We start from the raw sequence: 25,255 nt of genomic DNA, 5'->3' as shown, positions 1-25,255 counted from the left end.
CCTTTCTCATTGCCGATGGTGTCGTTTGACAGGCGCCAGCAGCTTTCGGAGTCCAATAGGTCTGACCGACATGGAACATGCATCTTATCCGACGCTTTCGCGTATAAACCGAACGATCAGCAAATTGCTGGAATGGATCACGATCAGCCTGATGGTCTTGTTGACACTGATCGTCACCATGGCGGTTTTGGCGCGTCTTATGGGGCAAAGCTTTTCCTGGTATGATGAGGTGGCTGCGATCATGCTGGCGTGGATCACCTATTATGGCTCTGCGCTTGCCGCTTTGCACCGCCGACATATTGGCTTTGATACGGTTTTGCTGTCCATGCCGGTGAAGTTCCGGGTGGCGGCCTTGTTGTTTGGCGAAGTCGTCGTGCTGACGTTCTTTTTTCTCATGGCACGGGCAGGGCTTCAGGTTCTGGAAGTGCTGGCCGGGGACACGCTGATCTCTCTTACATGGGTGCCGATTCAGGTCACGCAGTCTGTCATCCCAATCGGGGCTATCCTCTTCATGATCTGTCAGATCCTCAGCCTGCCTGGATACCTGAAGCTGACCGCCGCCGGCATTTCGCTGGAGCACGCCGAAATTGAGGAAGAGGTCGAAAGCGAACTCGAAAAGAACAAGGACCGCGTCTGATGCTGATCACCGGAATTTTCATCGCGATGCTGCTGATGATTTGCATTAACATTCCCATTGCCGTGGCCTTGGCCATGTGCGGCGTTTTGGGGCTGCTCTTTACTGAAGGCACCGACAGTTTGGTGACCATTGCGCTTGATATGTATGATGGTTCCACCAAGTTTTCCCTGATCGCGATCCCGATGTTTGTGCTCGCAGGCGCGATCATGAATGCGGGCGGGATTACGGACAAACTGATCAACTTTGTAACTGCGATCATCGGTTTCATACGCGGTGGTCTGGCCATGGTGAACATCGGTGTGTCGCTGTTTTTTGCCGAGATTTCCGGCTCAGCCGTTGCAGACGTGGCCGCCATGGGCTCCATTCTGATCCCACAAATGAAAAAGCGCGGGTATTCCAAGGAATTTTCTGCTGCCGTCACTTCATCCTCTGCGTCGCTGGCGATCATTATCCCGCCCTCAATCCCGATGATCCTCTATGCGGCCTCTGCCAATACTTCTGTGGAACAACTGTTTGTTGCGGGCATCGTGCCGGGCTTGCTGGGGGCCGGGGGGTTGATGACGGTCGCTTATCTCTTTGCGAAACGCTATAATTTTCCGACAGAAGCCGCATTTAACTTAAGGCGTTTGCGCGAGACTTTTGTGGATGCTTTGCCTGCCTTTACACTGCCGGTGATCATTCTGGGCGGTATCTTTGGGGGGTATGTGACAGCCACTGAGGCGGCAGGTTTGGCCGTGCTGGCCTCCCTCGTGGTCTCCGCATGGTACGGAAATCTGGACGTGAGCCACCTGCGCCGCGCGATGCTGGATGGTGGCATTCAGACGGCCGTCGTGATGTTGCTGGTTGCGGCATCGGTCCTGATGGGCGGCTTCCTGACCCGCGCGCAAATCCCGCAACAGTTGGCCGAAGGCATCCTGTCCATCACCACACAGCAATGGGCCATTCTGCTGATCCTGAACTTTTTCTTTCTGATCGTGGGCTTCTTTTTGCACTCCGCAGCGGCGATCATTCTAGTGATCCCGATTGTCATACCGCTGATCACGGCAGCAGGGATTGATCCGGTACACTTTGGGCTTGTGGTCACGCTGAACCTCGCCATCGGACAACAAACGCCTCCCGTGGCCTCGGTGCTGATCACCGCCTGCTCGGTGGCGCGCGCCAACATCTGGGAGGTGTCCAAGGTCAACGTCTGGTTCGTCGCCGTCCTGCTGATGGTGCTCATGCTGTGCACTTACGTACCATCCGTGCCGATGTTCCTTGTGGAATACTTTTACCGATGACGATGGAAACACCTGAGATTACGGACGAGTTGCGTGATGGCGTGATGTGGGCCACCTTTGAGCGGCCACAGGCGCGTAATGCCCTGACCTTTGGGATGTATGAACGTCTGGCGGACCTTTGCCGGACAATGCCCACGGATGGATCTGTGCGCGCGGTGGTCATTTCGGGCGCGGGCGGAAAGGCTTTCGCAGCGGGCACGGATATGACCCAGTTTCGCGCCTTTGAGACACCGCAGGATGCATTGGATTATGAAGGCCGGATTGATGCGGTCCTCGATGCAGTGGAACGCTGTCCGGTGCCGACGATTGCGGCGATCAACGGCGCTTGCACCGGGGGAGGAGGCTCCATCGCGGCGGCCTGCGATATTCGGATTGCCTCTGCCAACTTGAAATTCGGCTTCCCGATTGCGCGCACGCTGGGCAATTGTCTGGCGGCTGGGAATCTCGCGCGTTTGTCTGAATTGATCGGCGCGGGTCGTGTGCGAGAACTGATCTTTACCGCGCGGCTGATTGAAGCGGAAGAGGCCCTGCGGGTTGGGCTCGTCAGCGAAGTTCTGACGGATGAAGCGGCGCTCATGGCACGCGCCACAGATCTTGCGGACCGAATTGGCGGCATGGCGCCACTCACGCTGCGCGCAACAAAAGAAGCCATGCGCCGCAATCGGGCGGCGGGTAAGGTTGAGGATTCAGATCTGATCCTGTCCTGCTATATGAGTGAAGATTTCCGGATCGGTATGGAAGCTTTCCTGAGCAAGAAAAAACCGGAGTGGACCGGAAAATGAGCCCAAAAACCGGACCGCTCACAGGCGTCAAGGTTATCGAACTGGCGCATATCATGGCAGGGCCTGTCTGTGGTTTGATGCTGGCTGACATGGGCGCGGATGTCATCAAGGTGGAAAAACCAACCGGCGATGACAGCCGCCGGTTTGTGCCACCTGAAATCAATGGCGAAGCCGCGGCCTATATGATGATGAACCGCAACAAACGCGGAATTTCCTTGAACCTCAAGGATCCTGCGGCGGTTGAAATTTTGCGCAAACTGTTGGCTAAGGCAGATGTCGTTGTTGAGAATTATCGTACGGGGACCATGCAAAAACTGGGTTTGGCCTACGAAGACCTGGTAAAAATCAATCCCAAGCTCATCTATTGCGAAATCTCGGGCTTTGGTCGTACAGGTCCATACGCCGAGCGCGGTGGCTTTGATTTGATCGCGCAAGGTATGTCCGGTCTGATGTCGATCACCGGGGAGGGGCCGGGCCGTCCGCCGGTCAAAGTCGCGGCACCGATTTCTGACATCAATGCGGGTATTCTGGGGGCGATGGGCGTCTGTGCGGCCTATTCCAACATGTTGAAAACCGGGCAGGGTCAAAAAGTGGACACGTCGCTGTTTGAAGCGGCTATCGTGCAGACCTATTGGCAATCTGCCATCGCGTTGGCTACTGGGGAAACGCCCGAACCGCTTGGATCCGCGCATCCACTGAACGCGCCCTATCAATCGTTCCAGACAAGCGATGGCTGGATCAACGTCGGTGCGGCAAACCAGAGCAATTGGCTGAGGTTTCTGGATGTGATCGGAGCGCCAGAACTGAATGAAATTCCCAAGTTTTCATCCAACGCTGAACGTATTCGCAATCTGCCTGCCTTGATTGAGATCCTGAACGGGCATATGGCTCAGGACACCACTGAAAACTGGTTGCGTCGGATGGAGGCGGCAAATTTGCCTGCTGGCCCGGTTAACGACATTCCGGCGATGCATGCTGACCCGCAGGCGCGTGCCCGCGATATGATTGTTGAAGTGGATCATCCGCAAGCGGGTAGGGTAGAAACAATTGGCCATCCGGTAAAGTTCAGCGAAACGCCTGCCAGCGTCAATCACGCCGCCCCCGTTTTGGGTCAGCACACGCGCGAGGTTCTGGCAGAAGTCGGTTGCGACAAAGCGCAGATCGAGGCTTTGATTCTTGCCGGTGCGGTGATTGCGGCATAGGGCATTTGCGAGCCCAGGTTTCTGAGCGCGATGGTGGGATAAGACCCTGCGCAGTGTCCTTTGCGCGCCGCGCGGTGCGAAACGCGTGAGCCTGTGTTTGGAATCGCCTGGCGTCCACAGCTCTGTTTTTTGTCCGAAGTCGAAGACGAAGACTTGGATACCGCGATGAGCTTTGTTCCAGGCAAAATGCGAAAACCTTCGGCGGCCTTAAAGCGCGGTCAAGTGATCAATTCTGGGCTGCCGCATTCATTGCCTGCAGAAACTGACTGACTTCGCCCTCTGTATTGTAGTGGCTGACGGAGACGCGAATACAGGAGTCCAAACCCAGTGGTGTCAGGATATTACCGCAATAGTGATCATTGTTGCGGATATGAGTGCGCACACCGTGTTGGTTCAGAAATTGCACCAGTGCAGCGGACTCCATATTGTCGAGTGTCAAGGAAATGACACCCTCTCTGTCCGGGTTGTCCAGACCGCCGATCACCGTAACACCGTCGATATCTGCGAGGCCGCGTTGATTGCCCGAGCCATGCATCATCGCCTGGGTCAGCACTTGTTCGTGAGCATGGATGGCGTCTGCTGCAGCGAGGATTTGGGTGCGCCTGTCCGTGCTGTCCGTAAAATGCCCCCCGAGCCATGCGAAATAAGCAACGACATCCGAAAACGTGGCGTAGCTGCCGGCGTCGCGTGTGCCCTGTTCCCAGTTTGTTGCGGCCCCGCCGATCACGGTCTCCTTGGTGAAATCACTCAAGCGGTCTGAGGCCCAGCCTAACCCATATCCATGGCGTGAAAACACTTTGTAGGGGGATACTGCATAACCATCCGCATCATAACTGGCAATGTCGATGCTGCCGTGGCTTGCGTGTTGGATGCCGTCGATGATGATCATGCAATCGGGTGCCACGCGCCGGATTGCGGCGGTGATCGCAGGCACGTCAACCGAGATACCCGTGACGGGCGATGTTTGCACGATTGTGGCAATCCGTAGATCGGGGGTGATGTGAGGCAGATAGGCGTCAAGGCTGACCGTGCCTGTTGCATCATCGTGCAGCGCAAGCAGATGGGGGCGCTCAGTAACATCCGCCCAACGCGCCATGGCGCTGCGCGAGGCAGGATGTTCAAGCGTACTGCCCAGCATCGTGCCGCCATGTGGAGCACCAAGTGCCGCCGTCCGCACCAGTCGAAACAAAACCTCGGTTCCGCTCTCGCCCATGAAAATTTGTCCGTCAGCTGCGTTCAGCCATATGCGCGCGTCGGCCTTTCCGCGTTCGATGGCCGCGCGCAGGGCAATTCCGGCTGGATTGTCGCGACCTGCGTGGTTGTCGGGATAGCCTGCAAACTCAGCGGATGTCTCAATTACGGAGTTCAACGTCAAAGCACCACCGGCGTTTTCGAAGTACACACGTGGACCCTCAAAGGGACAGGCCTCTACGTGGGCAAAACGATTCCGCACATGTTCGATGAGATTTGGTACGGTGGAAAGGGTCATATCGTGTCTCACTTAGGCTTTCAATAACAATAGCTTAATGGTTCCAACGGCCGCTCTTGAACCTAGTTCCAGGTGAACCGGGATGTATAGTCTCCGCTGCGGTCGAGACCGTCAACCTGACCCCTTTGAACAGGCGGAACAAGTGGTCATTTCATTTCACTTGGATTAGGAAGTTTTGCAGGGGTTGAGCGGTGACTGCATGCCATGGCAGAGTGCAGCGCTCCATCGCTAAAGGGCGGTATTGCCGACGGTTTGTTGTGATGTTCGTGGCTTGGGGTTTGCAAGAAGGTCATGTGCAAGAGCGCGCCCGTACGATTAAAATTATGTTTTCGGTGCGCAACGGACCCGCGTGAAATGTCTAGTACCTTTGGCATGGAGAGAGGTGGATCCAGGCCAGCCAATCCGTGCCCGACATCGACGAAACGGCCTTAAAGTTACCGTAATTTTCCCACGTAGCAGCGTCAGCCATGCCCCCATATCCTGCGAGCCGGAATGAAATGCAGCTGTTGGGCGCCGTGATCTCAGATTTGACGGTGAACAAACGGATCTTGCCAGGTGGCACAAGGTGAACCCAACTGACCGACTCAACCGTTTGGGGTCTTGGAATCAGACCTATTGCCAAAGTCAACTTGAGCAAGGGGGGGCAGTTGTTGTTAGGCGGAAAAAATGCATCTGTCGGCAAACTACTGATGAGACCGTCGTGGCAACTAATGGAGGGTTAGTACCCCGGCTCATATCTTGAACTGGTGCCGCCGCGCAGTCGCGACACAGTGGAGCGCCGCGTCGCGGGATGCATCTAAGGGTCGTAGTGTCCTTCGCCGTGAGCGCTTGGGTCGCACCTCTGTGGTATCTGACACTCTGGTCAGACAAGTTTTCTTCGGATTTGGTCGGCTGACGAGAAGCCGGCAGGCAGGATCCGGTGTGGCGCTTACCAAAGAGAGGGCGAAGCACGCATGCAAGGAAGAAAAATGACCTGCCGAAATGGCCGCATGCGAAGAGCATGAAGCCCTCTCGCGGCGTGGTTTGTCACCCGCTGATCTAACTGTACGATCTATGGAACGCCGCCAACGGACGCCCCAGGCCCTTATCCTGCTGGAAGATAACGACCCGCATGGCCTGTTCGACACTCTCCTTGATCGCCGTAATTACCCGCGCCATCATTTGCGCCTCGACACCGTCGCTGCCAACGATGTCTGCCTAGGCGTAGGAGTAGGTTGCACCAATCCACAAAACCAACAAAGGAGTTAGTCAAGGATACTCCAACCGCCATGTATGCGCCAAAACCACTCCGCGAGCTGCCTGCTTTTATCGCCAGAAACTCTGGCGACGGGCGCAAACGTGCATCTTGTCAACTCTCGCAATTATCTCCCCGCTCAAACCGGCCGAAGTCGTTTGCCACCGTGCGGTTCACGCTTTCCAAATTTTTTTGCCGCATTCCTTGGCCGGTAAGTCATTTTGCAGACGGTCGAAGTGGGGTGCTACCTCGGACGAGGCGCATCGAGATTTTGTTGAGGAAAAAGGAGATTACGCGGCAGGCGTCCTACGGCGAGCATGGCGAGGCAATTGCCAAAACGTGCTGCAGGGTAATACGCACCATGACCTAAGCGCTCGGACAGGGATAGTTCGGAGCGTCGTTCTGCGATATTCGGACCTTGCGATGAAACCGCGATCTTCAGTTTCTCAAAACCGACAAACAGCAGCCCAAACTTGCTATAGTACAAAAAAAATCCACAGGCCTAAAGCATACCGTTCCCATCATAGTCGGATAAAGCATTTTCACGATCGCGGAGCCAACGCCCGAGATCAGGAAAGCCGCGCTCACGTGACACTGTTGGCCAGTCTTCGGGGTTACTTATGGACAAAACCAAGTTGGATGAACCTGAAAAAGATTTCCGGCCGCCCCCGTCCAGCGCATCCCTAAAAACCTTCGGTTTCCAGCCTGTCTGCGCGCTTCCACCGTTCGAATCGATCCTGATGCATTCGATGGCGTGTTTGACAAAACCAGTACATTGATTTTTTCTCTTTGGTGGGGGTTGGATTGTTTCTGGTTTGAGACAACGTTCAAAACCTGCAATCCAATCGAAGGGCGTGAGAACGGGTCGAACACCATGAGATCAATGGTAGATCAAGAGCGCGGCTCTGCTTTGTCCGCACGCGGGCCGGGGCGTTGGAACTTATGGTCAAATCGAACAGCCACTGACCACGACCGCGGTCCAAGATGCAATTGCGGCGCAATTCTTCCCGGATTTGCGATGAAAGCGCGCTCCTCTAATAGGGCGCTTTCATCAAGGGCCTTTCGTCGATCGAAAAACCTGCAATCTACATCAACGTCTCGATTATTCCTGCGGTCAGGATGGCGCCAGTCGCATAAAATAAACTGGCGATCCCGCGAGACTCTGTCTTTTACGCATCGCCGGCGGCAAGGTAATTCCTTGGTTTTTGTGATCTGTTCAATCGTCTGGGTTGATCAGGCCTAGACCCCGCAAGTAAATGCCGATCCCGGTTTCCAAAAGATCGTCGGCGGGAAATGGTGAAGCGCGGCCGGGAGAATTTCGCGCGAAAAGCTCAACGACGCCGTGGCTCATCGCCCAGATGTGTGCGGAAAACATCGACGCGGGGGGGCGTTTGTCTTCCGGAATATGCTGGCTCAAGTCGGTCGCTGCTTTTTCCAACACGCCGCTGGCGCGCGCTGCAACCGCCGCCAGTTCAGGCGTCCGATTGACCGATATACCGCTTTCAAACATTGCGATGTAATGTCCGGGGTATTTGCGCGCAAAGGCAAGATAGGCGCGCCCGGTCGCAGAAAAAGCCGCTAGGGCTGAGGGTTGTCCCTTTTCATATGCGTATTCCATAAGGTCAGCGAAAATTTCATACCCCTGCAAAGCGGCTTCCGCGATTAGGTCCTCGCGCCCTTCAAAATGGCGATAAACAGCGGCGGGTGTCACCCCAGCCTGTTTCGCGGCCTCTGAAAGCGTAAACCCCATCGGGCCACGCGCCTCGATCAAGTGCAAAGCCGCCTCAATCAGCGCCTGACGCAAATTACCATGGTGATAGCCGCGTTTAGGCATCCCAGATGTCCGGTCCACCACAAATTGTCGCATCTATTTTGCCGATGGCCTGGGGATCTTTCTGGGTATAGTCGAGCCCGTGAAGGACAGCTCTGATGGTGTTGAGGCGCGCACGGCGCTTGTCATCTGAGCGTATGATTGTCCAGGGTGACGTGTCGGTATGCGTGCGATCCAACGTCTCCCGGATGGCATCGGTGTAGGCATCCCATCGCTTCAGCCCTTCAACATCAATCCAACTGAGTTTCCACTGCTTCAGAGGGTCGCTTTCCCGCTTAAGCAAGCGGCGCAACTGCTCTGCGCGCCCGACGTTCAACCAGAATTTGAACAAATGGATATTGTCATCAACCATCAGGTCCTCAAAGGGGGTGACCTGACCAAAAAACTGTTCGCGCTGCGGGTCAGTGCAAAAATCGAAAACCTTCTCGACGACACCCCGGTTATACCAGCTGCGGTCAAAGAAAACCATTTCACCGGCGCTCGGCATATGTTGCGCATAGCGCTGAAAATACCATTGTGTCGCCTCGGTTTCCGTGGGTTTCGAAAGGGCCACAATGCGTGCGCCACGTGGATTAAGGTTGGCACGGAAGCGACTGATTGTACCGCCTTTTCCTGCACCGTCCCGGCCCTCAAATGCAATCGCGATGCGCGTGCCGTTCTCCTTTGCCCAGGCCTGCATCTTGACCAGTTCAATCTGTAGTGCAGCAAGTTTCTTTTCATACGGTTTGCGCGCCAAACGCTCGCCGTGCGGATAGGTTGTTGACAAAATGTCGCCCTTATCAGCGCGCCTGATGGCGTCGCGGACCGATTTGGGCGCTTCGGTCTCGAAAAAACGACTGATTGCGCCGTCAAAGGGCAGGTCCATGGGGTCTCCGCAAGTCTGTTTCTGACTTCAATATGGGATGTTAACAGCCTTAACGCAAACCCGCGCGCGATGCGGCGCGCCCAACAGCAGCAACGATTTCATCGGGCACCGCGTGATGTGGCATATGTCCTATCCCTTGCAAGCGCGTCAGCACGCCGTTGGGCAGCAATTCAACCAAGGGTTCCGAATGCACGCTCAGCGGCACAATGGTATCAGCCGTCCCATGCAAGATTTCCACGGGCAGCGTCAGGTCAGGGTATTGCTGCGCCATTTCAACGATATAGGGGCGAAGATTGTTTACCTGTTGGGCATTAGCGCGCATGGTCGGGCGGCGCAGGCTCATGTCTGGGCCGATGTGATCAAGGTATCCTTCCGGCATAGCTTGTGGCGCGAAAATTGACTCCACGGTATCGCGGATCTGGTCGCCGGGCGCGAAGGCGGAGATCACGGGCACAACAAACAAGCTGCCAAGCAGCGAAGAATTGATCTGGTACAGCGCACCGAGGTTACCCGGCCAGGGGTTCGAGGCGGCGCCGATCAGGACCAAGGCGGCGGTGTCTTCTGGTCGCTCCAGCGCCCAGGCCAGCGCAACTGCGCCCCCAAAGGAATGTCCCAGGACAATGGGCCGGGTTGCACCAACGGCGTCAACGGCGCCCTGCAGCAGGCGCGCCTGGACAGCAGGTGGTTCCGCGGTCACGTTCAGAACGCCGCCATATTCAGGCGCGAGGCGACCGCTCCACCCAAATCCGGGTCGGTCCAGTACGATCACGCGGTAACTGTCCTTGAGGCGGTCAACAAGATCGAAAGTATAATCCTGAAGTGATCCATTGGCGCCATGGATCAAAACCAGATCCGGACCGTTTCCTTCGATGCGGATGTGTATATTGACGCCTTGGACACGCACGATCTGGCCTTCCGGAGGGTAGTTTGCCTCCGCGCGCATTTCTCGTGCGCTGGCGCGCCATTGTACCAGGACAACAAGGCCAAGCGCAAAAATCAGGCAGCTAAATATCACCCTAGGACCCAATGCGCGACATCTCAAAGGGGGCGGATTGGTAGATCTCATTGATCCAGTTGCCGTAAAGCAGATGGGCGTGACTGCGCCATCTGTTCAGGGGCATCTGCGTCGGATCATCCTGCGGATAGTAGTTGGCGGGCAATGAAATCGCCGTTCCCTCTACCACGTCACGGTCATATTCCTGTTTGAGCGTATCGCGATCATACTCAAAGTGGTTGAAGATGTAGAGCGCACGGTGCTTGGCGTCCTCGACCAGACAAGGTCCGACCTCATCACTGCCCAGCAGCGTGTTGAGACCCGGTGCGGCTTCTATCTCGTTCTGCCGCATTTCCGTCCAGCGCGACACCGGGATCACGCAATCATCTGAAAAACCGCGTAGATAGGGCGAGGCAGGTGCCAGGTTGCGATGCCGGAAACAGCCAAATGCCTTGGCGTCCAGCATATGTTTATCGACGCCGTGGAAATGGTTGATCATCGCCATTCCCCCCCAGCACACCCCAAAGGTCGAATGCACATTTGTCTGCGTCCAGTCCATCACGTCGCGCAGTTCGTCCCAATAGGTCACATCCTCAAAAGACAGGTGCTCAATCGGGGCACCGGTGATGATCAGCCCGTCGAATTTTTCATCCCGCACATCCTGAAACGGGCGGTAAAAGCTTTCCATGTGCTCTGAGGCGGTATTCTTGGTTTTGTGCTCGGACATGCGGATCAGGCTCAGTTCGATCTGCAAGGGCGTCGCCCCGATCAGGCGCGCAAATTGGGTTTCCGTCTGAATTTTCTTGGGCATCAGGTTCAAGAGGCCAATGCGCAAGGGGCGAATATCCTGCAGAGCGGCCTCATCCTCATCCAGCACCATGACACCCTCGCGCGTCAGCACGTCATAAGCTGGTAGGGCGGACGGGATTTTAATGGGCATGGGCGTTTTCCAAAACAAGTTCAGGCAAGTCAGATAGTCTTTTGAGGTAGGGCTCTCAAGGGTGCGGCGCTCACGGTTGGGTGACGCGCGTTACAGGCAGCTGGCGATCAGATTATCAAAGTCTTGCGGGTTTTTTAACGCAGCAACTTGATCGGCCGTGACGGTGACGCCCCAGCGCGACATCGCCTCATAGCGGGGCTGACGGTGTGCAAGTGCGCGCGCATAGGTGAATCTGATAAAATCATCTGGATCAACATCGCCTTCAAGGCAATTGTTTTCGTTCAGATATTCTTGCCAGACGTTCAGCAGGAATTTCGGTTGATACGCCATGGGTTTGGGCGCGCGATCAAACCTGCGGATGAGTTGTTGCGTATGGGCTGCATCGCCCTTGATCCAGATCAGCAGGCAATGAGCGGATAAATCCCGCATCAGGGCGTCGTGATCATCCTCTGCCTCAACCCACTCGCAAATCGACCCGCCGGAATCGCAGATGAAATGGGGGTAGCCATAGAGCGCTTCGGCACGATCTGCGAAATGCGCAGTGTCATAGAGTGCCGCGATTTCGGCCTGGCGGAACTGTTCCTGGCGCCGTGCATATTCTGTCATGGGCAATCCGCCCTTGGCCGCGTCACCGGGTTTGCCGAGGTATGTGGCCACGGGTGCAAGGTTGTCAAAGGTGATGTTGGAGCCGATGTAGATGCTGTCGCTCATCAGAAGATCGCGGAGAAAAGGCACCTTCATCGCTTCGGCCTTGGCGTTATCGGTAATGTATTCGCCCATGTACCGTGTGCCGATGCGGTAATCGATAGAGTAGTGAAACCAATCGCCACTGGCGCGCAGCAGGTTGGACATATGGGTTTTGCCCAACCCGGACATGCCATAGACCAGCACGGATTTGCGCGGCGCGGCGCGCCAGTCGGCGGCAGAAGAGTAGAGCATGAAATCCGTCCTGAAGGCTGATCCGTCGCGCGAGTCCTAGCCTTGCCATCCGAAGGGGTCAATCAATCAGCGGCCTTCGTAGGCATTCTGCGCATCCGGTGCCATACCCGCCCATCCAGAATGATCAGCCCCAACGCCAATAATGCAAAGCCCGCATAAGCATTGGGATAGAGTTGTTCATTTAGGATAAGTGCCCCAAGGACAATGGCGACGGGCGCGATCAGCAGTGTCACCAACAAGAGGTTTCCGCTGCCTGCGCGCGCAAGGACATAATAGTAGAGCAAATAGGCGCCTGCGGTGGCGATCACGGCGTAATAGGCGATGGCCAGCAGCGTGTCCGGCTGTAGATCGAGCGTGATCGGTCCTTCGACAAACAACGCGAGGGGCAGGGTGATCAGCGTCGATCCGGTCAGCATGCCGGCGGCGGCGACCTGCGGTGCCAGTCCCGAAAGGGTCTTGCGCGCCCAGACTCCGGCGAGCGCGTAAGACAAGGTGCCGCCCAGCACCGCGATTTGCGCCAGGGAGCGCAGGTCAAAGTCGCGCAGGTTTTCCAGACCAATTGCTGTCGCGACGCCCATAAACCCCAAGGCGACACCGACACCCTTGCGCAGGCTCAGCCGTTCATCTGCAAAGAATACAGCGGCGAGCAAAACGCCGAACACTGCCGTCGCCGCGTTCAGTATGGAGGTCAGACCGCTTTCGATGTGCAGTTGCCCCCATGCCATGAGGCCGAAAGGGATAACGTTATTGAGCAGCCCCATAATCAGAAAAGCCCCCCACACCCTGGGATCGCGAGGCAGGGGCAGGCGCATCAGGGCGATCACGCCCCAGAGCACCAGCATGGCCCAAAACGTGCGATGCGCAACTGCCGTAAGTGGTCCGATCTCATCAAGTGCGATGCGAATGGAGACGAAAGATGCGCCCCAGATGAGGGCAAGAAGCAGCAGCGCGGCCCAGGCTTTTGATGAGATGCTGGTCTGTTCGATCATATCAGGACTTTAGGTGGGAACCTGTGTCGCAACCACCCGGATCATGCGCATAAAAAAGCCCTCGCAAAACAAGGTGTGCGAGGGCTTTGATTGGATTTTACAGGATCAGAAGCGATACGCAATCTTTACGCCCAACGCGATAGCGTCATTGTCGTCGAAGTCGGCGGCGGGGGTGCCGCTAACCCCGGTTGTCGTATCACCGATTGAGAAGTAACGAATACCTGTCGTAATTTCATATTTGCCTTGCGTATAAATTGCGGCCAGCGAGATACTTGTCTGACCGTCTGCAGGACCAAGGTTGGTGAAAAGGTTCCCCGTGTTCTCTTCATACCCTACTGAGGCTGCAAGCGACCAATTTTCGTTCAGACGTCGTCCAACGCCAAGCGTGTAGGTAATAACGTCTTCTTCATAGCTTAGCAGAGCAGACCCACCTGTCACAGTTTGGTAAAGGGATGGGTCAAGGGCAAAATCGGACCAGTCGACCCAGCGTATCCCACCGAAAAGGAGGGTATTCGCGGCCACGCCGGTTTGAAATTCCAGATTGAGCGATTGCGGTGTCTCAAATTCGGTCGATGTAGAGCGTGATCCGACGCCGACAACGTTTTCAACCGTGTCAACGCTGTGCGAAATTTCTGAGCTATAGGTCAGTGACACCCGCAGTGCGATTTCGGGCTTTTCATAAGATGCACCCGCAACAAAGCCGATTCCATAATGTACATCTGCATCCGCGTTGTAGAAAAGCGGTGGTAAAGCGCCAGGTCGCACAAAGTTTACAGCCGCATTGGCCTCAGCTGATTGCAGACGCAAGCCACCATAAACCGAAAAACCTGACCTGTCTTTGTATCGCAGCAAGCCCGTAAGCGCTTGGCTTGTGAATTCAGCATTCGAAGTTGATGCAAAATAACCAGTCGCTGATGGGTAATCGACATCCGCGCCAAAGGGTTCATCGAGGATCAGGGCATAAGACCACTGCTCGTTGATGTCCGCCTTATATGCCGCACCGTACCGAAAATAGCTCGGTGCGATGTCGCCAGAACCTGACCCGTTGGCAAACGGTGTACGTGCTTCGCCTGTGATGTCCGGGGACACGCTGACCGCACTGAACTCCAAATAGCGACCCTCTTCGAAAAGGGCTTCAATCGATTGACCAGATCTGTCAATGCCTCCGGCTTGGGCGGCACCTGTTACAAGACATAAAACTGTTGCACTTGTTAGATAGGATTTCATGGATCTCCTCCCCAGAAGATACGCCTGAATGTTGTGAAGCGGATTTGCGGAACAGGCGAGGGCACGTAAGCACGATTACAATTTTCGTCAATTAATGACGCTAAGTCACAATGACGTGTGACCTGACGTAAAATCAACTTTTTTGACGCGTCTCTGCCCAGATGTTCAGATAATTGCCGGTAAAGATAATGACTGCGCCAAAAAGGACCCACATATCGAGGGGTTCATTGTAAAGAACCATGCCGACAACGGCGATGGCGGGCAGGCGGATGAAATCAATCGGCACCACAACCGTGGCGGGCGCAATCGAGAGCGCGTTGGTCATACAATAGTGCGCCAACAGGCCGGCCGCCCCGATCATCATCACAAAAGGGAGGGCCTGAGCCGTCGGCACCGCGATATCGCCATCATACCCGGCTGCAATCACACCAAAGACCAGTTGCATCGTGGTGAGGTAAAACAGGATGCAGGTGATGCCCTGGGTCCGGGTCAGTCGCTTGGTGAACATGATGGTCAGCGCAAAGAAGATCGCGGAGGAGGCCGCCGTGATCACCCCGGCGTTGATCCCGGCAATGTCCGGACGTGCCACCACAAGGATTCCAATGAAACCCATGACCGCCGCAAGTGCGCGCATCGGCGTCAGTCGTTCCCCCAGCAGAAACGGTGAAAGCACAATCACCCAGATCGGTGAGGTGAATTCCAGAGCGAATACCTGTGCCAACGGAATGACCGTTACCGCATAGAACCACAGGTTTTGACCGGTGAAATGCGCCATATTGCGGATGAGGTGCACCGACATGTTTTGCGTGTTGATCTCGCGCCAGGTACCTGTCAGCCCGGCCAGTGCCACTACAATCACCACGCCAAAAAGGCTGCGGTACATCATGATTTCAAAGGTATCGAGTTGGCCTGCAAGTTCTCGCCCCAGGACGGCCATGGACGAAAACGATGCGATGGACCCCATCATCCAGACGGCGGCTTTGAATGTCGGGCTCATCTGGTTTGCTTTTCCCCGGCGCAGCTGAACAGCGCGCGCGCATGCCTTATTCCCATTCGATGGTGCCGGGGGGTTTGGAGGTGATGTCATAGGTTACGCGGTTGATGCCGGGCACTTCATTGATGATGCGCGTCGCAGTTTCGCCCAGAAATTCGTGGCTGAACGGGTAATAATCCGCCGTCATACCGTCCACCGACGTCACCGCGCGCAGGGCACAGGCAAAATCATAGGTACGCCCGTCTCCCATTACGCCCACTGTGCGCACCGGCAGGATGGCCACAAAGGCCTGCCAGATCTCATCATAAAGCCCGTGCTTGCGGATCTGGTCGATGTAAACCGCATCGGCCTCGCGCAGAATGTCGAGTTTTTCACGGGTGATTTCACCGGGGCAGCGGATCGCGAGGCCCGGGCCCGGGAAGGGGTGACGACCAATAAAGCTGTCGGGCAGGCCCAATTCTCGGCCCAAAGCGCGCACTTCGTCCTTGAAGAGTTCACGTAGTGGTTCGACCAGCTGCATGTTCATGCGTTCAGGCAAACCGCCCACATTGTGGTGTGATTTGATGGTCACCGAGGGGCCACCTGAAAAGCTGACCGATTCGATGACATCAGGGTAAAGCGTGCCTTGAGCGAGAAATTCCGCGCCGCCCATTTCCTTGGCGTGCTTTTCGAACACTTCAATGAACAGCCCGCCGATGATTTTCCGTTTGGTCTCGGGGTCGCTGACGCCTTCGAGTTGTCCCAGAAACAGGTCGGATTCATCGGCGTGGATCAAGGGCAGGTTATAATGTTCGCGAAACATGCCGACGACCTGCGCGCTTTCATCTTTGCGCATCAATCCATGATCGACATAGACGCAGGTCAGTTGTTCACCGATGGCCTCGTGGATCAGCACCGCCGCCACGGACGAATCAACCCCACCCGATAGCGCACAGATCACGCGGCCCGTACCGACCTGATCGCGAATGCGCTGGATCGCCTCTTCGCGGTAGGCACCCATGGTCCAGTCGCCTTTAAAACCGGCCAGACGCACGAAGTTTTCATAGAGTTTTGCGCCATTTGGTGTGTGGTGCACTTCGGGGTGAAACTGAACCGCATAGAAATTGCGTCCAATATCCCCGGTGATCGCGAAGGGCGCATTGGGCGAGGTGCCATAGACCTCGAACCCGGGGGCAATTTCGCTGACGTGATCGCCGTGGCTCATCCAGACCTGTTCGCGATCTGCCTCAAACCATCCCTCCAGCAAGGCAAGACGTCGCGCTTCGGGTGTGACATAAGCGCGCCCGAATTCAGCGGTGCCGTGACCGCGTTCCACCTTGCCGCCCAGACACTGCATCATCACTTGCTGGCCATAACAAATGCCAAGAATTGGCACACCGAGCTCGAAAACACCTTTTGGCGGCATCGGTGCACCATCAGCAAACACCGAAGAGGGGCCACCGGAAAAAATAACGGCCCGGGGCGCGAATTCTGTCAGAAAGGCGTCGTCCACCATATTGAAAGGGTGGATTTCGCAGTAGACGTTCAACTCTCGCAGACGCCGCGCAATCAGCTGGGTTACCTGGCTGCCAAAGTCGATGATGAGAAGGCGGTCATGATCATGTGTGCTCATAAGTGCTGATTAGGCGTGGGAAGGCCAAGTGGCAAGAGCCCGAATGGGCACGCATCCCCGAAGCGGCTCAAATCTTGCCCGAGATGAAAGAGACGTCGGCGCGCATGTCGCTTTTTTCCCTGCAAAGACGTTAACCGCAACAATAGAGCCTGCGGAATAGGGTAGCACCAGCGCAAGCATTGGACGGGGAGAGCGAAATGGCCGAAGCAGCAGAGCGTAGGGGAAGACGGGGCGGCGGAGGCGCAGCCCGGCGCGCTGAGCGCAGTGCGGTGTCTTTTGAGACCGAGCGCTTTATCGAGCGCAACATCCCCAATTTCGAAGTGCTTAACGAAGAAGCCCTGGAGATCATCGAGGCCAACGCCGAGACGGTTCTCGAGGAAATCGGCGTAAATTTTGTTGAAAACCCTGCGGCATTGCAGCGCTGGCGTGATGCGGGCGCGGATGTGAAAGGCGAACGCGTGCGCATCCCGCGCGGCCTTGCCCGGCAGCTTTGTAAAACCGCCCCTTCCAGTTTCACGCAGCATGCGCGCAACCCGGCGCGCAGCGTTGAGGTGGGCGGTCGAAATCTGGTGCTTGCGCCGGTCTATGGCCCGCCCTTCGTGCGCGATGCCGCTGGCGGGCGCCGCTATGCCACGATGGAAGATTTCCGCAAATTCGTGAAGCTGGGTTATATGTCCAAATGGTTGCACCACTCAGGCGGGACGGTGTGCGAGCCCACTGACCTGCCGGTGAACAAGCGCCATCTTGATATGTTGATGGCGCATATGACGCTCAGCGACAAGCCGTTCATGGGGTCAGTGACAGAGCCCTCACGCGCCCAGGATTCGGTGGAAATGTGCGGTCTGCTGTTTGGCGAGGACTTTGTTCAGCAAAACACCGTGATGACCTCGCTGATCAACATCAACTCGCCAATGACGTTTGATGACGTGATGATGGGCGCGCTTGAGGTCTATGCGAAAAACAATCAGGCCTGCATCATTTCGCCCTTTATTGTCGGCGGGGCGATGGCGCCCGTGTCCGTGGCGGGCACGTTGACGCAGGTGTTGGCCGAAACAATGGCAGGCATCGCCTATAGCCAATTGATCCGTCCGGGCGCGCCGGTGATCATGGGGGCTTTCGTGACGTCCATTGACATGAACTCAGGCGCCCCGACATTTGGCACGCCCGAAGCCGCACATATCACCTATGGCGCAGGACAGCTGGCACGCCGCCTTGGTTTGCCCTATCGGTCGGCCGGGTCTTTTTGCGGCTCAAAGCTGCCCGATGCCCAGGCCGCCTATGAAACGTCCAATAGTCTGAACATGGGACTGCTCTCCGGTGTCAATTTCATGTTGCATGCCTGTGGATGGCTTGAAGGTGGGCTCGTGTCATCTTTTGAAAAATTCGTGATGGATGCCGACCAGCTTGGCACCCTGCATCATTTGGCACGAGGGGTGTCCATTGATACCAACGCGCAGGCGATGGATGCGATTCGCGAAGTCGGCCCCGGTGGCCATTACCTCGGGTGTGAGCACACGCAAAACAACTTTAAATCGGCCTTTTGGAAGTCCGATCTGTTGGATTACAAACCCTATGAGACATGGGAAGATGAAGGCGGGCGGGACACGCAATCCCTCGCCAGCCTACGTGTTGAAAAAATGCTGAATGATTACCAGCAACCGGCACTGGATCCCGCAATCCACGAGGCGATTTCGGATTACATCGCGCGTAAGAAATCCGAAACACCTGACAGTTTCATGTAACGGGTGCTGCTTGAGAGGCGCGCAAGACGCGGGCTTCTCCCAGCATTGCTATCAACACATCCACATGTCGAATCAGGCTGTAGCTGGTATCCCCGCCGGTGCGTTGTGTGTTAAGTTCAGCCTCGATCTCAATCAGTTTGAAGAGTGCAGAACCGTGCCGGGGCAATATCCCATAGCCCAGCAATCGCGGCAAATGCACCGAACGTCTGTAGTCTTCGGCACCGATACGCGCTGCCCGCATAAGAAGTGGCGGCCGTCGAATTGCGTGCAGCATTGAGATCAGGTCTTGCATTTGGTTTTCCTTTATATCCGTCTATCCCCAAGCGGGCTATTCCACCCTGCTGTGACAGATATTACATCGTTGATCGCTGTGTTGCGCGCGCCCCGAAATCCACGCTCGCAGGGTTTAGGGACTTGTTAACACTTTGAACTGGGGCACTTTTACGCACGATGCGTTTTGTCAGGTGGTTTTCTGGCACACCCGATCACTCACGATTTTCACTGTTGCGTATGTGTCTCGGGCAACGCACGGAGGTTTAAATACTGTTTATATTTTAAATAGAATAATTGCTAAATCAGAAACTGTTAACGAACGGGTAACTAAATCATCCTTAGGTTGTATCGTGAAATTTTAAATCAACCTAACTGCGATATGATCAGGGTGCCGATGATATGAATGAGCTAGAAATAACCACAATGCGCCCGAATATGCCGGTCCGGGCAGGTTTGCCAGACTGGGTACCGGCCGCAGCGCAGGTTTATTTGGCGCATACCGAAGCAGGCCTGCCCATCCGGGCGCTGGCTCGGGCGGCGGGTTGCCACGCCTCAACGATTTTGCGCCAGATCCGGCGGGTTGAGACACGGCGTGATGATCCATTGGTTGATGCCGCCCTCAAAGCCCTGGGTGCTGCTCATTTTGTTCCCCGTTCCGACGCTGCCGAAATGATTACAAAGGACGAAATGCCCATGAGTTTCCAAGATCGTATAACGGCCCCGTCCGAAGATTTGGACAGCCCACCAAGCGAGACTTCCCTGAAAGCAGAAGGCGAGCGCGTTTTGCGCAGGCTTTGTGAAAAAGGCGCTGTTTTGGCCGTCGCCGCCGAGATGGAAAAGGCCGTTATCGTGCGCGATGGTGCGGGGGCACAGGCCACACGCACAGGTGTTGTGACGCGCAAGATCGCCGAAGCAATGGCGCTGAAAGAATGGATCTCGGCGCAGGTATCCGGCAAGATTACACGCTATACCATCACCGCAACAGGGCGCGCCGCGCTAGAAGAAATGCTTGGCTCCGAAGGTGGCACAGTTGTCTCAGGCGGTTTTGCCGAAGCCCCTGCCGATTTCGCCGGTCAGCATCGCAGTTGGGGGGAAAAATCCCTTCCGGATGTGGATACAGGCCGTCCACGCCGTATGCGCTACAACCTTGCGGAAAGCCCTTTGACGGCATTGGCCCGACGCCGTGACAAGAATGGCGAGAACTTCCTGGATGATGATCTTGTAACCGTTGGCGAACGGTTGCGAGAAGACTTTGAACTGGCGCAGATGGGTCCTCGAGTCGCGCAGAACTGGGACAAGTTCCTGACCTCAGGCGGGTGTGGCAGTTTTGTACCTGACAGTGGCGTAGGAGATGGTCCCTCCACCGCGCGCAAACGCGTGGCTGATGCGCTGGCCGATCTTGGGCCGGGGCTATCGGACGTGGTGTTGCGGTGCTGTTGCTATCTCGAAGGTCTGGAAACGGCCGAAAAGAAACTGGGCTGGTCAGCGCGGTCCGGCAAGATCGTACTGCGCATCGCCCTGATGCGGCTTAAGCGCCACTATGACGAGACAATCGGCCCCGGTGGTCCATTGATCGGCTAGCTGAAAAAACAAATGCAGGACTTGATGAGGGGCGCTTTTACAGCGTCCCTTTTACGTTGAGGGGTGCAGAATTTGCATGGCTCCCATGTTGGCTGCGACGCCGAGCCCTGTTGAAACCATCATTACAACTCGGTTAAACAGGAGAGGTAGGAGGCGCTCAAAGCTTCTGTCGTTTGAGAAAGACCAATATGGCCCCGCGCGATCTGAAAATCCCCGAGCAACGCCATCCCGAAAAAGCCCGGCGTCCGGATAATCCGCAACCTAAAAAGCCGGACTGGATTCGCGTCAAAGCGCCGGGCGGGGAGGGGTATGCACAAACGGCACGGATCATGCGTGAAAACAAATTGGTAACTGTGTGCGAAGAAGCCGGGTGCCCGAACGTCGGGGAATGCTGGAGCCAGGGCCACGCCACCATGATGATCATGGGAGAGGTCTGCACCCGCGCCTGTACTTTTTGCAACATCGCCACAGGAAAGCCGCCCGAAGCGCTGGACGCTTTTGAACCGGGGCGGGTGGCGCATGCGGTTGAAAAGCTCGGACTGAACCATGTGGTTATCACATCGGTGGACCGCGATGATGTCGAAGACGGCGGCGCAGATCATTTCGCTCAGACGATTCGCGCGATTCGCCATCGCAGTCCAGACACTACAATCGAAATTCTGACACCCGATTTCATCAAATGTGCGCCAGAAGCCTTGGAACTAGTGGTTGAAGCACGCCCGGATGTGTTCAATCACAACCTGGAAACAGTGCCGGGACTATACCCAGAAGTGCGCCCCGGCGCGCGGTACTTCCATTCTTTGCGTCTTTTGCAGCGCGTCAAGGAGCTGGACCCATCCATGTTCACAAAATCAGGAATCATGGTGGGTTTGGGCGAGGATAAACAAGCCGTGCTGCAAGTCATGGAAGACATGCGCGCTGCGGATATCGACTTCCTGACGATCGGTCAGTACCTGCAACCAACACCAAAACACCATGCAGTCGATCGTTTCGTGCATCCCGATGAATTTGCTTCGTATGAAAAGGCAGCCTATGGGAAAGGTTTCCTGATGGTATCTGCAACGCCGTTGACCCGTTCATCGTATCATGCGGGGGATGATTTTGCGCGACTGCGGGATGCGCGCAACCGAAAATTAGGAATTGCGTGAGCAGACTTGCGCGTGGGTTTCCGGGGAAATCCGCAGCGGTTTTCCCGTAAAAATTATCGTCATGGTTGTGTACGTGGAAAGGGTAATTTACTCTTGAAAGCCGAGCCTATGACAAATTCACATTGGGCCATTTTTGCCCTCCGAGATATACAGAATTCTCTCGACACAACGAGATATGACGTCGCAAACCAACACATCGAAGATGCCATTCACGCTATTGTTGCGCGCGATGCGCAGGGCGGGATGAGCAGGCGGGGATCGGTGGAGGAAAGCACTTGGTCGGACCCTTGGCGCGCAAGGTGATCCTCAAACTTGTCGATGTCTGCGATGAGATTCAGAGCTGAGCAATCCGCCACCCTCGCCAACGAAAACCAAACGTCGGTCCCGTTGTTTTGCGGCATTATGGAGCAAACTCACCAAATAAGGTTATTGTATAATCTTAAATGGTTAGCTATAAAGAGGCATGGAAAACACTGTAGTCTATGAACGTCCCAACACCGTATCAGGCTTGAATGCCAAGCGGAAAGAGTTAACCAAGCTACTCGGCAAGATCACGACAGAGGCAGAGCTGGTACGAACAAGCATCAAACATATTGACGCCTGCGTTGCGCTGTTCGATCCGAACGCATAGCCCCCGACCACCTACCATGACGGGTTTATACCGCGGCACACAGCGCCCAAGGGGCACTTGAAGCGCTTTATCCTGACACAGCTAAGGGAAGCCTCTGACCCGCTGTCTGCACGGCAGATCGCGGACGCTTGGGTGATAGAACAAATGATAGACGGGGATGCAGAAACCTTGCGCTTGCTGCGAAAGCGTATCGGCATTTCAATAAACACCATCAAGAAAGATGGGCTTGTCGTCGAGGCGGGTATGGATGGGGTGTGCAAGTTATGGGCACTGAAAAAGGGCGGCCATTAAGCCGCCCTTAATCGTTACGCTGCCTTATTGAAGGCGTCTTTGAATGATTTGCTATCCAAAAGGGTTTTTGTCCATGCCGCACTCTTACACTCGACCAACAACAGCAAATCCTCACTGCCAAGAATGGTTTTCAAGCGATCACGAAGTTGGGCAGCCGTACCCGGATAATCAACCCACCATACTGTTTCGAGGACACGGCCATAAGTTACCGCCAGCTTCGGAATCAGATCGTCCATTTCTTTGTGAGATGGATGCGGGCCGTTGAGATCGTAAGTGACTAACATATTAGCCATCACTACACCCCCCTCGGAAAGTCGGATGGGAGTGACGGCGCTGGCGGCACGTTGGGGAACAAGCGCCCCTTCATAACGTCAGCGATGCGGCCAAAATTGAGGCCAGTGTAATACCCCGTGATCCACGAATACGGGATGCGTTGAGAACGTGCCAGTTTGATTACGGACGCCATGGCGGGCGTCACTTTCAAGTCGTGCATCGATAAACCTCATGATGCTGCGACCGAACGTCAGGCTTGACGAAACGACCCAAATGAATCATTTGTCAGTTGTTGTTTGGCTGACCTCGGTCTGTTCAAATAGGGAGGACCGAGGCTTTCGCCTCAGCCCTTATTCAAGCCCCACATGTAAGACGCTGGAACGTCTTTCATGTGGGCATCCTTATATCTGACTCATCTTCGTAACCTCCAGTTGGACGCACTACATGTTGTGCGCCTTTGAGCGAAGAACATACAGCAGCAAATCTATACGTCAACACGTATACGTCATTTCGCTGGATTTCTGAAGTTTTTATACGTATAACTCTCGCATCCACCAGTGCAGACAAGAAGTGAGAAATTAAATGCCTATTAAACAACGTGTTAGAAGTCCTAGATATCCGTCACTCTCTTTACCGGAAGCGGAGGCGGCGGTCAAAAAGATTTTTGATAAGGATGGGATGAACCCTGTTGATCGCGATTCGGCGGTTCAACACATTGGATATTCCAGCTTAAATGGTGCGTCAGCAACCGCTCTAGCTTCGCTAAAACAGTTCGGATTAACAAGTGATGCTGGGAAGAGGATGCTGCAAGTAACATCCCTGGCTCTTGATCTCATTGAGCCTGAAAGTGACGCTGACAGAACGGATGCGCTAAAAGCTGCTGCGTTTAACCCAGACCTGTTTGCTTCCTTAAATGAAAGGTTCCCTGAAACGATTCCGTCAGAAAACAATCTGCGCGCCCACCTGTTGCGGCAGGAGTTCACAAGTGCCGCTGTCAAGGTCGTGGTTCCCGCGTATCTTGAAACATGCGAATACTTGAGCCAACATGACGTATCCGAAAGAAGTGGTCGTTCCGAAAGTGCGGTGCAAGAATCTCCTGGAATCAGTCCTCAGGAGCAACCCGCAATGGAACAAAATCTCGCCACAACCGCCCCCCGAGCGCCTGCAATTCAGCCTGTCGTGGCTGGGAGCAAGCGCATGATCTTTGATGCAATTGAGGGTGAGGTTGCGTTCACTTATCCCGACAATCTGTCCGAAGACAGTATCGAAGATCTTGAAGAATGGTTTGCTCTAGTTGTAAAAAGATTGCGCCGAGCCGCCAAGCATTAGGCCCGACGCTGCCAGTAGCCCGCCCACTGGCGGGACTGTGGAGCCGCAGCAACCGCGCTTACAGCCATCGTGTACTGATACCCATTTGCAACCCGGTTGAAGTCCTCACGCCACGCCATTTCAGCGGCATACGCGCCAAGGTACTTGCCCGCGATGTGGTGGTGTGTGCCAACCTCTGCACGGCGCAGGCGGCTAAAGAAGCTTTCGGCTTGGTTGGTGCAGGCGCCATCCTTTGAATAGGCTTCTTGGTGGTTGATGCGCTTTATTGGGAAGTAAGCAGCCAGTTTATCCCAGTGTCCGGCTTCATCCGCGTGAACTGTTGCGCCATGCTGTACGTTTGCTGCGTCCAGTGCCACGCCCTCAGCTTCCGTGCGAGTGACATAAGTAAGTGTGCGCCCGCCACGTTCACGCATCACGATAACGGACTGACGCTTGCCTGACTGGTGGACTTTCTTGCGGCGGTCCTTGCGGTCCTTCTTTTCATTGGCTGGCTTCACATAGCCGCCAAAGTAAGCGCCATCTACTTCGACAGAGCCGGACAGTGCGCCCTCGCTGCGGGCAATCTCTATGCTTTCGCGGACTTTATGCAGCATGACGAAAGCGGTTTTGTAATCAACAGACAAGTCGCGGGACAACTGCAATGTGCTGTAGCCCTTTGCGCCATTAATAAAGATGGTGATTGCCGCCAGAATATCGCGGATTGCCAGCTTGCGGCTTGCGAAGATCGTGCCAGACGTCAGGCTGTACTGCTTTGAGCAACTTTTGCATTTATACACCTGACGTGTTTTGAGGTCATATGCCTCACAGCAACCGCACTCTGGGCAGTATGGCTCTCCATTGGTATCGGCGAAGCGGATACTGCGGAAAGCATCACGGGCTTCGTCGTGTGACATGCGCATGACCTTCACAAGTGAAAGCGTTTTGGCTGCGGGTGACAAGAGGAAGTGCTGCGACATGATACTCACCTTATTT

25 protein-coding genes are annotated in these 25,255 nt (G+C 55.4%); 11 read left to right on the top strand and 14 right to left on the bottom strand.

The window, feature by feature from the left end; genetic code table 11:
- The first annotated feature begins 70 nt into the window (after nt 1-70).
- Genes R8G34_04090 through R8G34_04075 form a run of 4 tightly spaced genes read left to right on the top strand, consistent with a single transcriptional unit; the run spans nt 71 to nt 3,901 of the window.
- On the top strand, nt 71-637 hold the full coding sequence (locus R8G34_04090) for a TRAP transporter small permease subunit (GenBank protein ID MDW3222054.1): 567 nt from the start codon (nt 71-73) through the stop codon (nt 635-637).
- Nucleotides 637-1,917: a TRAP transporter large permease gene (locus R8G34_04085; GenBank protein ID MDW3222053.1), complete on the top strand. Its 1,281-nt coding sequence runs from the start codon at nt 637-639 to the stop codon at nt 1,915-1,917. The genes R8G34_04090 and R8G34_04085 overlap by 1 nt, the downstream gene beginning before the upstream one ends.
- Nucleotides 1,914-2,699: an enoyl-CoA hydratase/isomerase family protein gene (locus R8G34_04080; GenBank protein ID MDW3222052.1), complete on the top strand. Its 786-nt coding sequence runs from the start codon at nt 1,914-1,916 to the stop codon at nt 2,697-2,699. The genes R8G34_04085 and R8G34_04080 overlap by 4 nt, the downstream gene beginning before the upstream one ends.
- Nucleotides 2,696-3,901: a CoA transferase gene (locus R8G34_04075; protein ID MDW3222051.1), complete on the top strand. Its 1,206-nt coding sequence runs from the start codon at nt 2,696-2,698 to the stop codon at nt 3,899-3,901. The genes R8G34_04080 and R8G34_04075 overlap by 4 nt, the downstream gene beginning before the upstream one ends.
- Before the next feature lie 226 nt (nt 3,902-4,127).
- On the opposite strand, the gene R8G34_04070 is transcribed toward R8G34_04075, so the two are convergent.
- From R8G34_04070 to guaA, 10 genes are all read right to left on the bottom strand, one after another.
- On the bottom strand, nt 4,128-5,390 hold the full coding sequence (locus tag R8G34_04070; GenBank protein MDW3222050.1) for an aminotransferase class V-fold PLP-dependent enzyme: 1,263 nt from the start codon (nt 5,388-5,390) through the stop codon (nt 4,128-4,130).
- Nucleotides 5,391-7,840: 2,450 nt separating this feature from the next.
- Nucleotides 7,841-8,458 carry a TetR/AcrR family transcriptional regulator gene (locus R8G34_04065; protein ID MDW3222049.1) on the bottom strand — a complete coding sequence of 206 codons (618 nt, stop codon included), beginning with the start codon at nt 8,456-8,458 and terminating at the stop codon, nt 7,841-7,843.
- Entirely contained in the window at nt 8,451-9,320 is an 870-nt protein-coding gene (gene ppk2 / locus R8G34_04060) for a polyphosphate kinase 2 (protein MDW3222048.1), read from the bottom strand. The genes R8G34_04065 and ppk2 overlap by 8 nt, the downstream gene beginning before the upstream one ends.
- 49 nt (nt 9,321-9,369) lie before the next feature.
- On the bottom strand, nt 9,370-10,263 hold the full coding sequence (locus tag R8G34_04055) for an alpha/beta hydrolase (protein MDW3222047.1): 894 nt from the start codon (nt 10,261-10,263) through the stop codon (nt 9,370-9,372).
- A 73-nt stretch (nt 10,264-10,336) separates the two neighbouring features.
- A complete protein-coding gene (gene metA, locus R8G34_04050; GenBank protein ID MDW3222046.1) occupies nt 10,337-11,254 on the bottom strand; it encodes a homoserine O-succinyltransferase in 918 nt (305 codons plus the stop codon).
- A 90-nt stretch (nt 11,255-11,344) separates the two neighbouring features.
- Entirely contained in the window at nt 11,345-12,193 is an 849-nt protein-coding gene (locus R8G34_04045; protein MDW3222045.1) for an ATPase, read from the bottom strand.
- 62 nt (nt 12,194-12,255) lie between these two features.
- Complete coding sequence (locus R8G34_04040) at nt 12,256-13,182, bottom strand: DMT family transporter (protein MDW3222044.1); 927 nt, start codon at nt 13,180-13,182, stop codon at nt 12,256-12,258.
- A gap of 105 nt (nt 13,183-13,287) precedes the next feature.
- Nucleotides 13,288-14,409 (bottom strand): hypothetical protein, encoded by a 1,122-nt coding sequence (locus R8G34_04035; GenBank protein ID MDW3222043.1) that lies wholly within the window; start codon nt 14,407-14,409, stop codon nt 13,288-13,290.
- A gap of 133 nt (nt 14,410-14,542) precedes the next feature.
- Complete coding sequence (locus R8G34_04030; protein MDW3222042.1) at nt 14,543-15,406, bottom strand: DMT family transporter; 864 nt, start codon at nt 15,404-15,406, stop codon at nt 14,543-14,545.
- A 46-nt stretch (nt 15,407-15,452) separates the two neighbouring features.
- Nucleotides 15,453-17,015: a glutamine-hydrolyzing GMP synthase gene (gene guaA / locus R8G34_04025; protein MDW3222041.1), complete on the bottom strand. Its 1,563-nt coding sequence runs from the start codon at nt 17,013-17,015 to the stop codon at nt 15,453-15,455.
- A 197-nt stretch (nt 17,016-17,212) separates the two neighbouring features.
- Here guaA and R8G34_04020 point away from each other — a divergent pair, with 197 nt between their 5' ends.
- Nucleotides 17,213-18,757, top strand: a complete 1,545-nt coding sequence (locus R8G34_04020) for a trimethylamine methyltransferase family protein (protein ID MDW3222040.1) — start codon at nt 17,213-17,215, stop codon at nt 18,755-18,757.
- On the opposite strand, the gene R8G34_04015 is transcribed toward R8G34_04020, so the two are convergent.
- Entirely contained in the window at nt 18,750-19,049 is a 300-nt protein-coding gene (locus R8G34_04015; GenBank protein ID MDW3222039.1) for a DUF6477 family protein, read from the bottom strand. The genes R8G34_04020 and R8G34_04015 overlap by 8 nt on opposite strands.
- 380 nt (nt 19,050-19,429) lie before the next feature.
- On the opposite strand from R8G34_04015, the gene R8G34_04010 reads away from it, so the two are divergent.
- The 5 genes from R8G34_04010 to R8G34_03990 all read left to right on the top strand — a co-directional run bounded on the left by R8G34_04010 (nt 19,430) and on the right by R8G34_03990 (nt 22,681).
- The gene (locus tag R8G34_04010) at nt 19,430-20,611 is read left to right on the top strand and encodes a DUF6456 domain-containing protein (protein ID MDW3222038.1); all 1,182 of its coding nucleotides are present in this window, start codon (nt 19,430-19,432) and stop codon (nt 20,609-20,611) included.
- Nucleotides 20,612-20,799: 188 nt separating this feature from the next.
- Nucleotides 20,800-21,759: a lipoyl synthase gene (gene lipA / locus R8G34_04005; protein MDW3222037.1), complete on the top strand. Its 960-nt coding sequence runs from the start codon at nt 20,800-20,802 to the stop codon at nt 21,757-21,759.
- Nucleotides 21,760-21,867: 108 nt separating this feature from the next.
- Nucleotides 21,868-22,062, top strand: a complete 195-nt coding sequence (locus R8G34_04000) for a hypothetical protein (protein MDW3222036.1) — start codon at nt 21,868-21,870, stop codon at nt 22,060-22,062.
- A gap of 160 nt (nt 22,063-22,222) precedes the next feature.
- On the top strand, nt 22,223-22,390 hold the full coding sequence (locus R8G34_03995; GenBank protein ID MDW3222035.1) for a hypothetical protein: 168 nt from the start codon (nt 22,223-22,225) through the stop codon (nt 22,388-22,390).
- Nucleotides 22,391-22,447: 57 nt separating this feature from the next.
- Nucleotides 22,448-22,681, top strand: a complete 234-nt coding sequence (locus R8G34_03990) for a hypothetical protein (GenBank protein MDW3222034.1) — start codon at nt 22,448-22,450, stop codon at nt 22,679-22,681.
- 14 nt (nt 22,682-22,695) lie between these two features.
- Here the strand turns inward: R8G34_03990 and R8G34_03985 are convergent, their stop codons facing one another.
- Both R8G34_03985 and R8G34_03980 read right to left on the bottom strand, forming a co-directional pair.
- A complete protein-coding gene (locus tag R8G34_03985) occupies nt 22,696-22,974 on the bottom strand; it encodes a hypothetical protein (protein ID MDW3222033.1) in 279 nt (92 codons plus the stop codon).
- Nucleotides 22,975-22,976: 2 nt separating this feature from the next.
- Entirely contained in the window at nt 22,977-23,147 is a 171-nt protein-coding gene (locus tag R8G34_03980; GenBank protein MDW3222032.1) for a hypothetical protein, read from the bottom strand.
- Between the two features lie 389 nt (nt 23,148-23,536).
- Here R8G34_03980 and R8G34_03975 point away from each other — a divergent pair, with 389 nt between their 5' ends.
- Nucleotides 23,537-24,283, top strand: a complete 747-nt coding sequence (locus R8G34_03975; GenBank protein MDW3222031.1) for a hypothetical protein — start codon at nt 23,537-23,539, stop codon at nt 24,281-24,283.
- On the opposite strand, the gene R8G34_03970 is transcribed toward R8G34_03975, so the two are convergent.
- On the bottom strand, nt 24,280-25,239 hold the full coding sequence (locus R8G34_03970; GenBank protein MDW3222030.1) for an IS1595 family transposase: 960 nt from the start codon (nt 25,237-25,239) through the stop codon (nt 24,280-24,282). The genes R8G34_03975 and R8G34_03970 overlap by 4 nt on opposite strands.
- Between the last annotated feature and the right edge of the window lie 16 nt (nt 25,240-25,255).

Source organism: Paracoccaceae bacterium (assembly GCA_033344815.1).
In the GTDB taxonomy this organism is placed as follows: Bacteria; Pseudomonadota; Alphaproteobacteria; order Rhodobacterales; family Rhodobacteraceae; genus Roseobacter.
The sequence above is the reverse complement of the archived record's forward strand: the minus strand, read 5'-3'. Positions and strand labels throughout refer to the sequence as shown.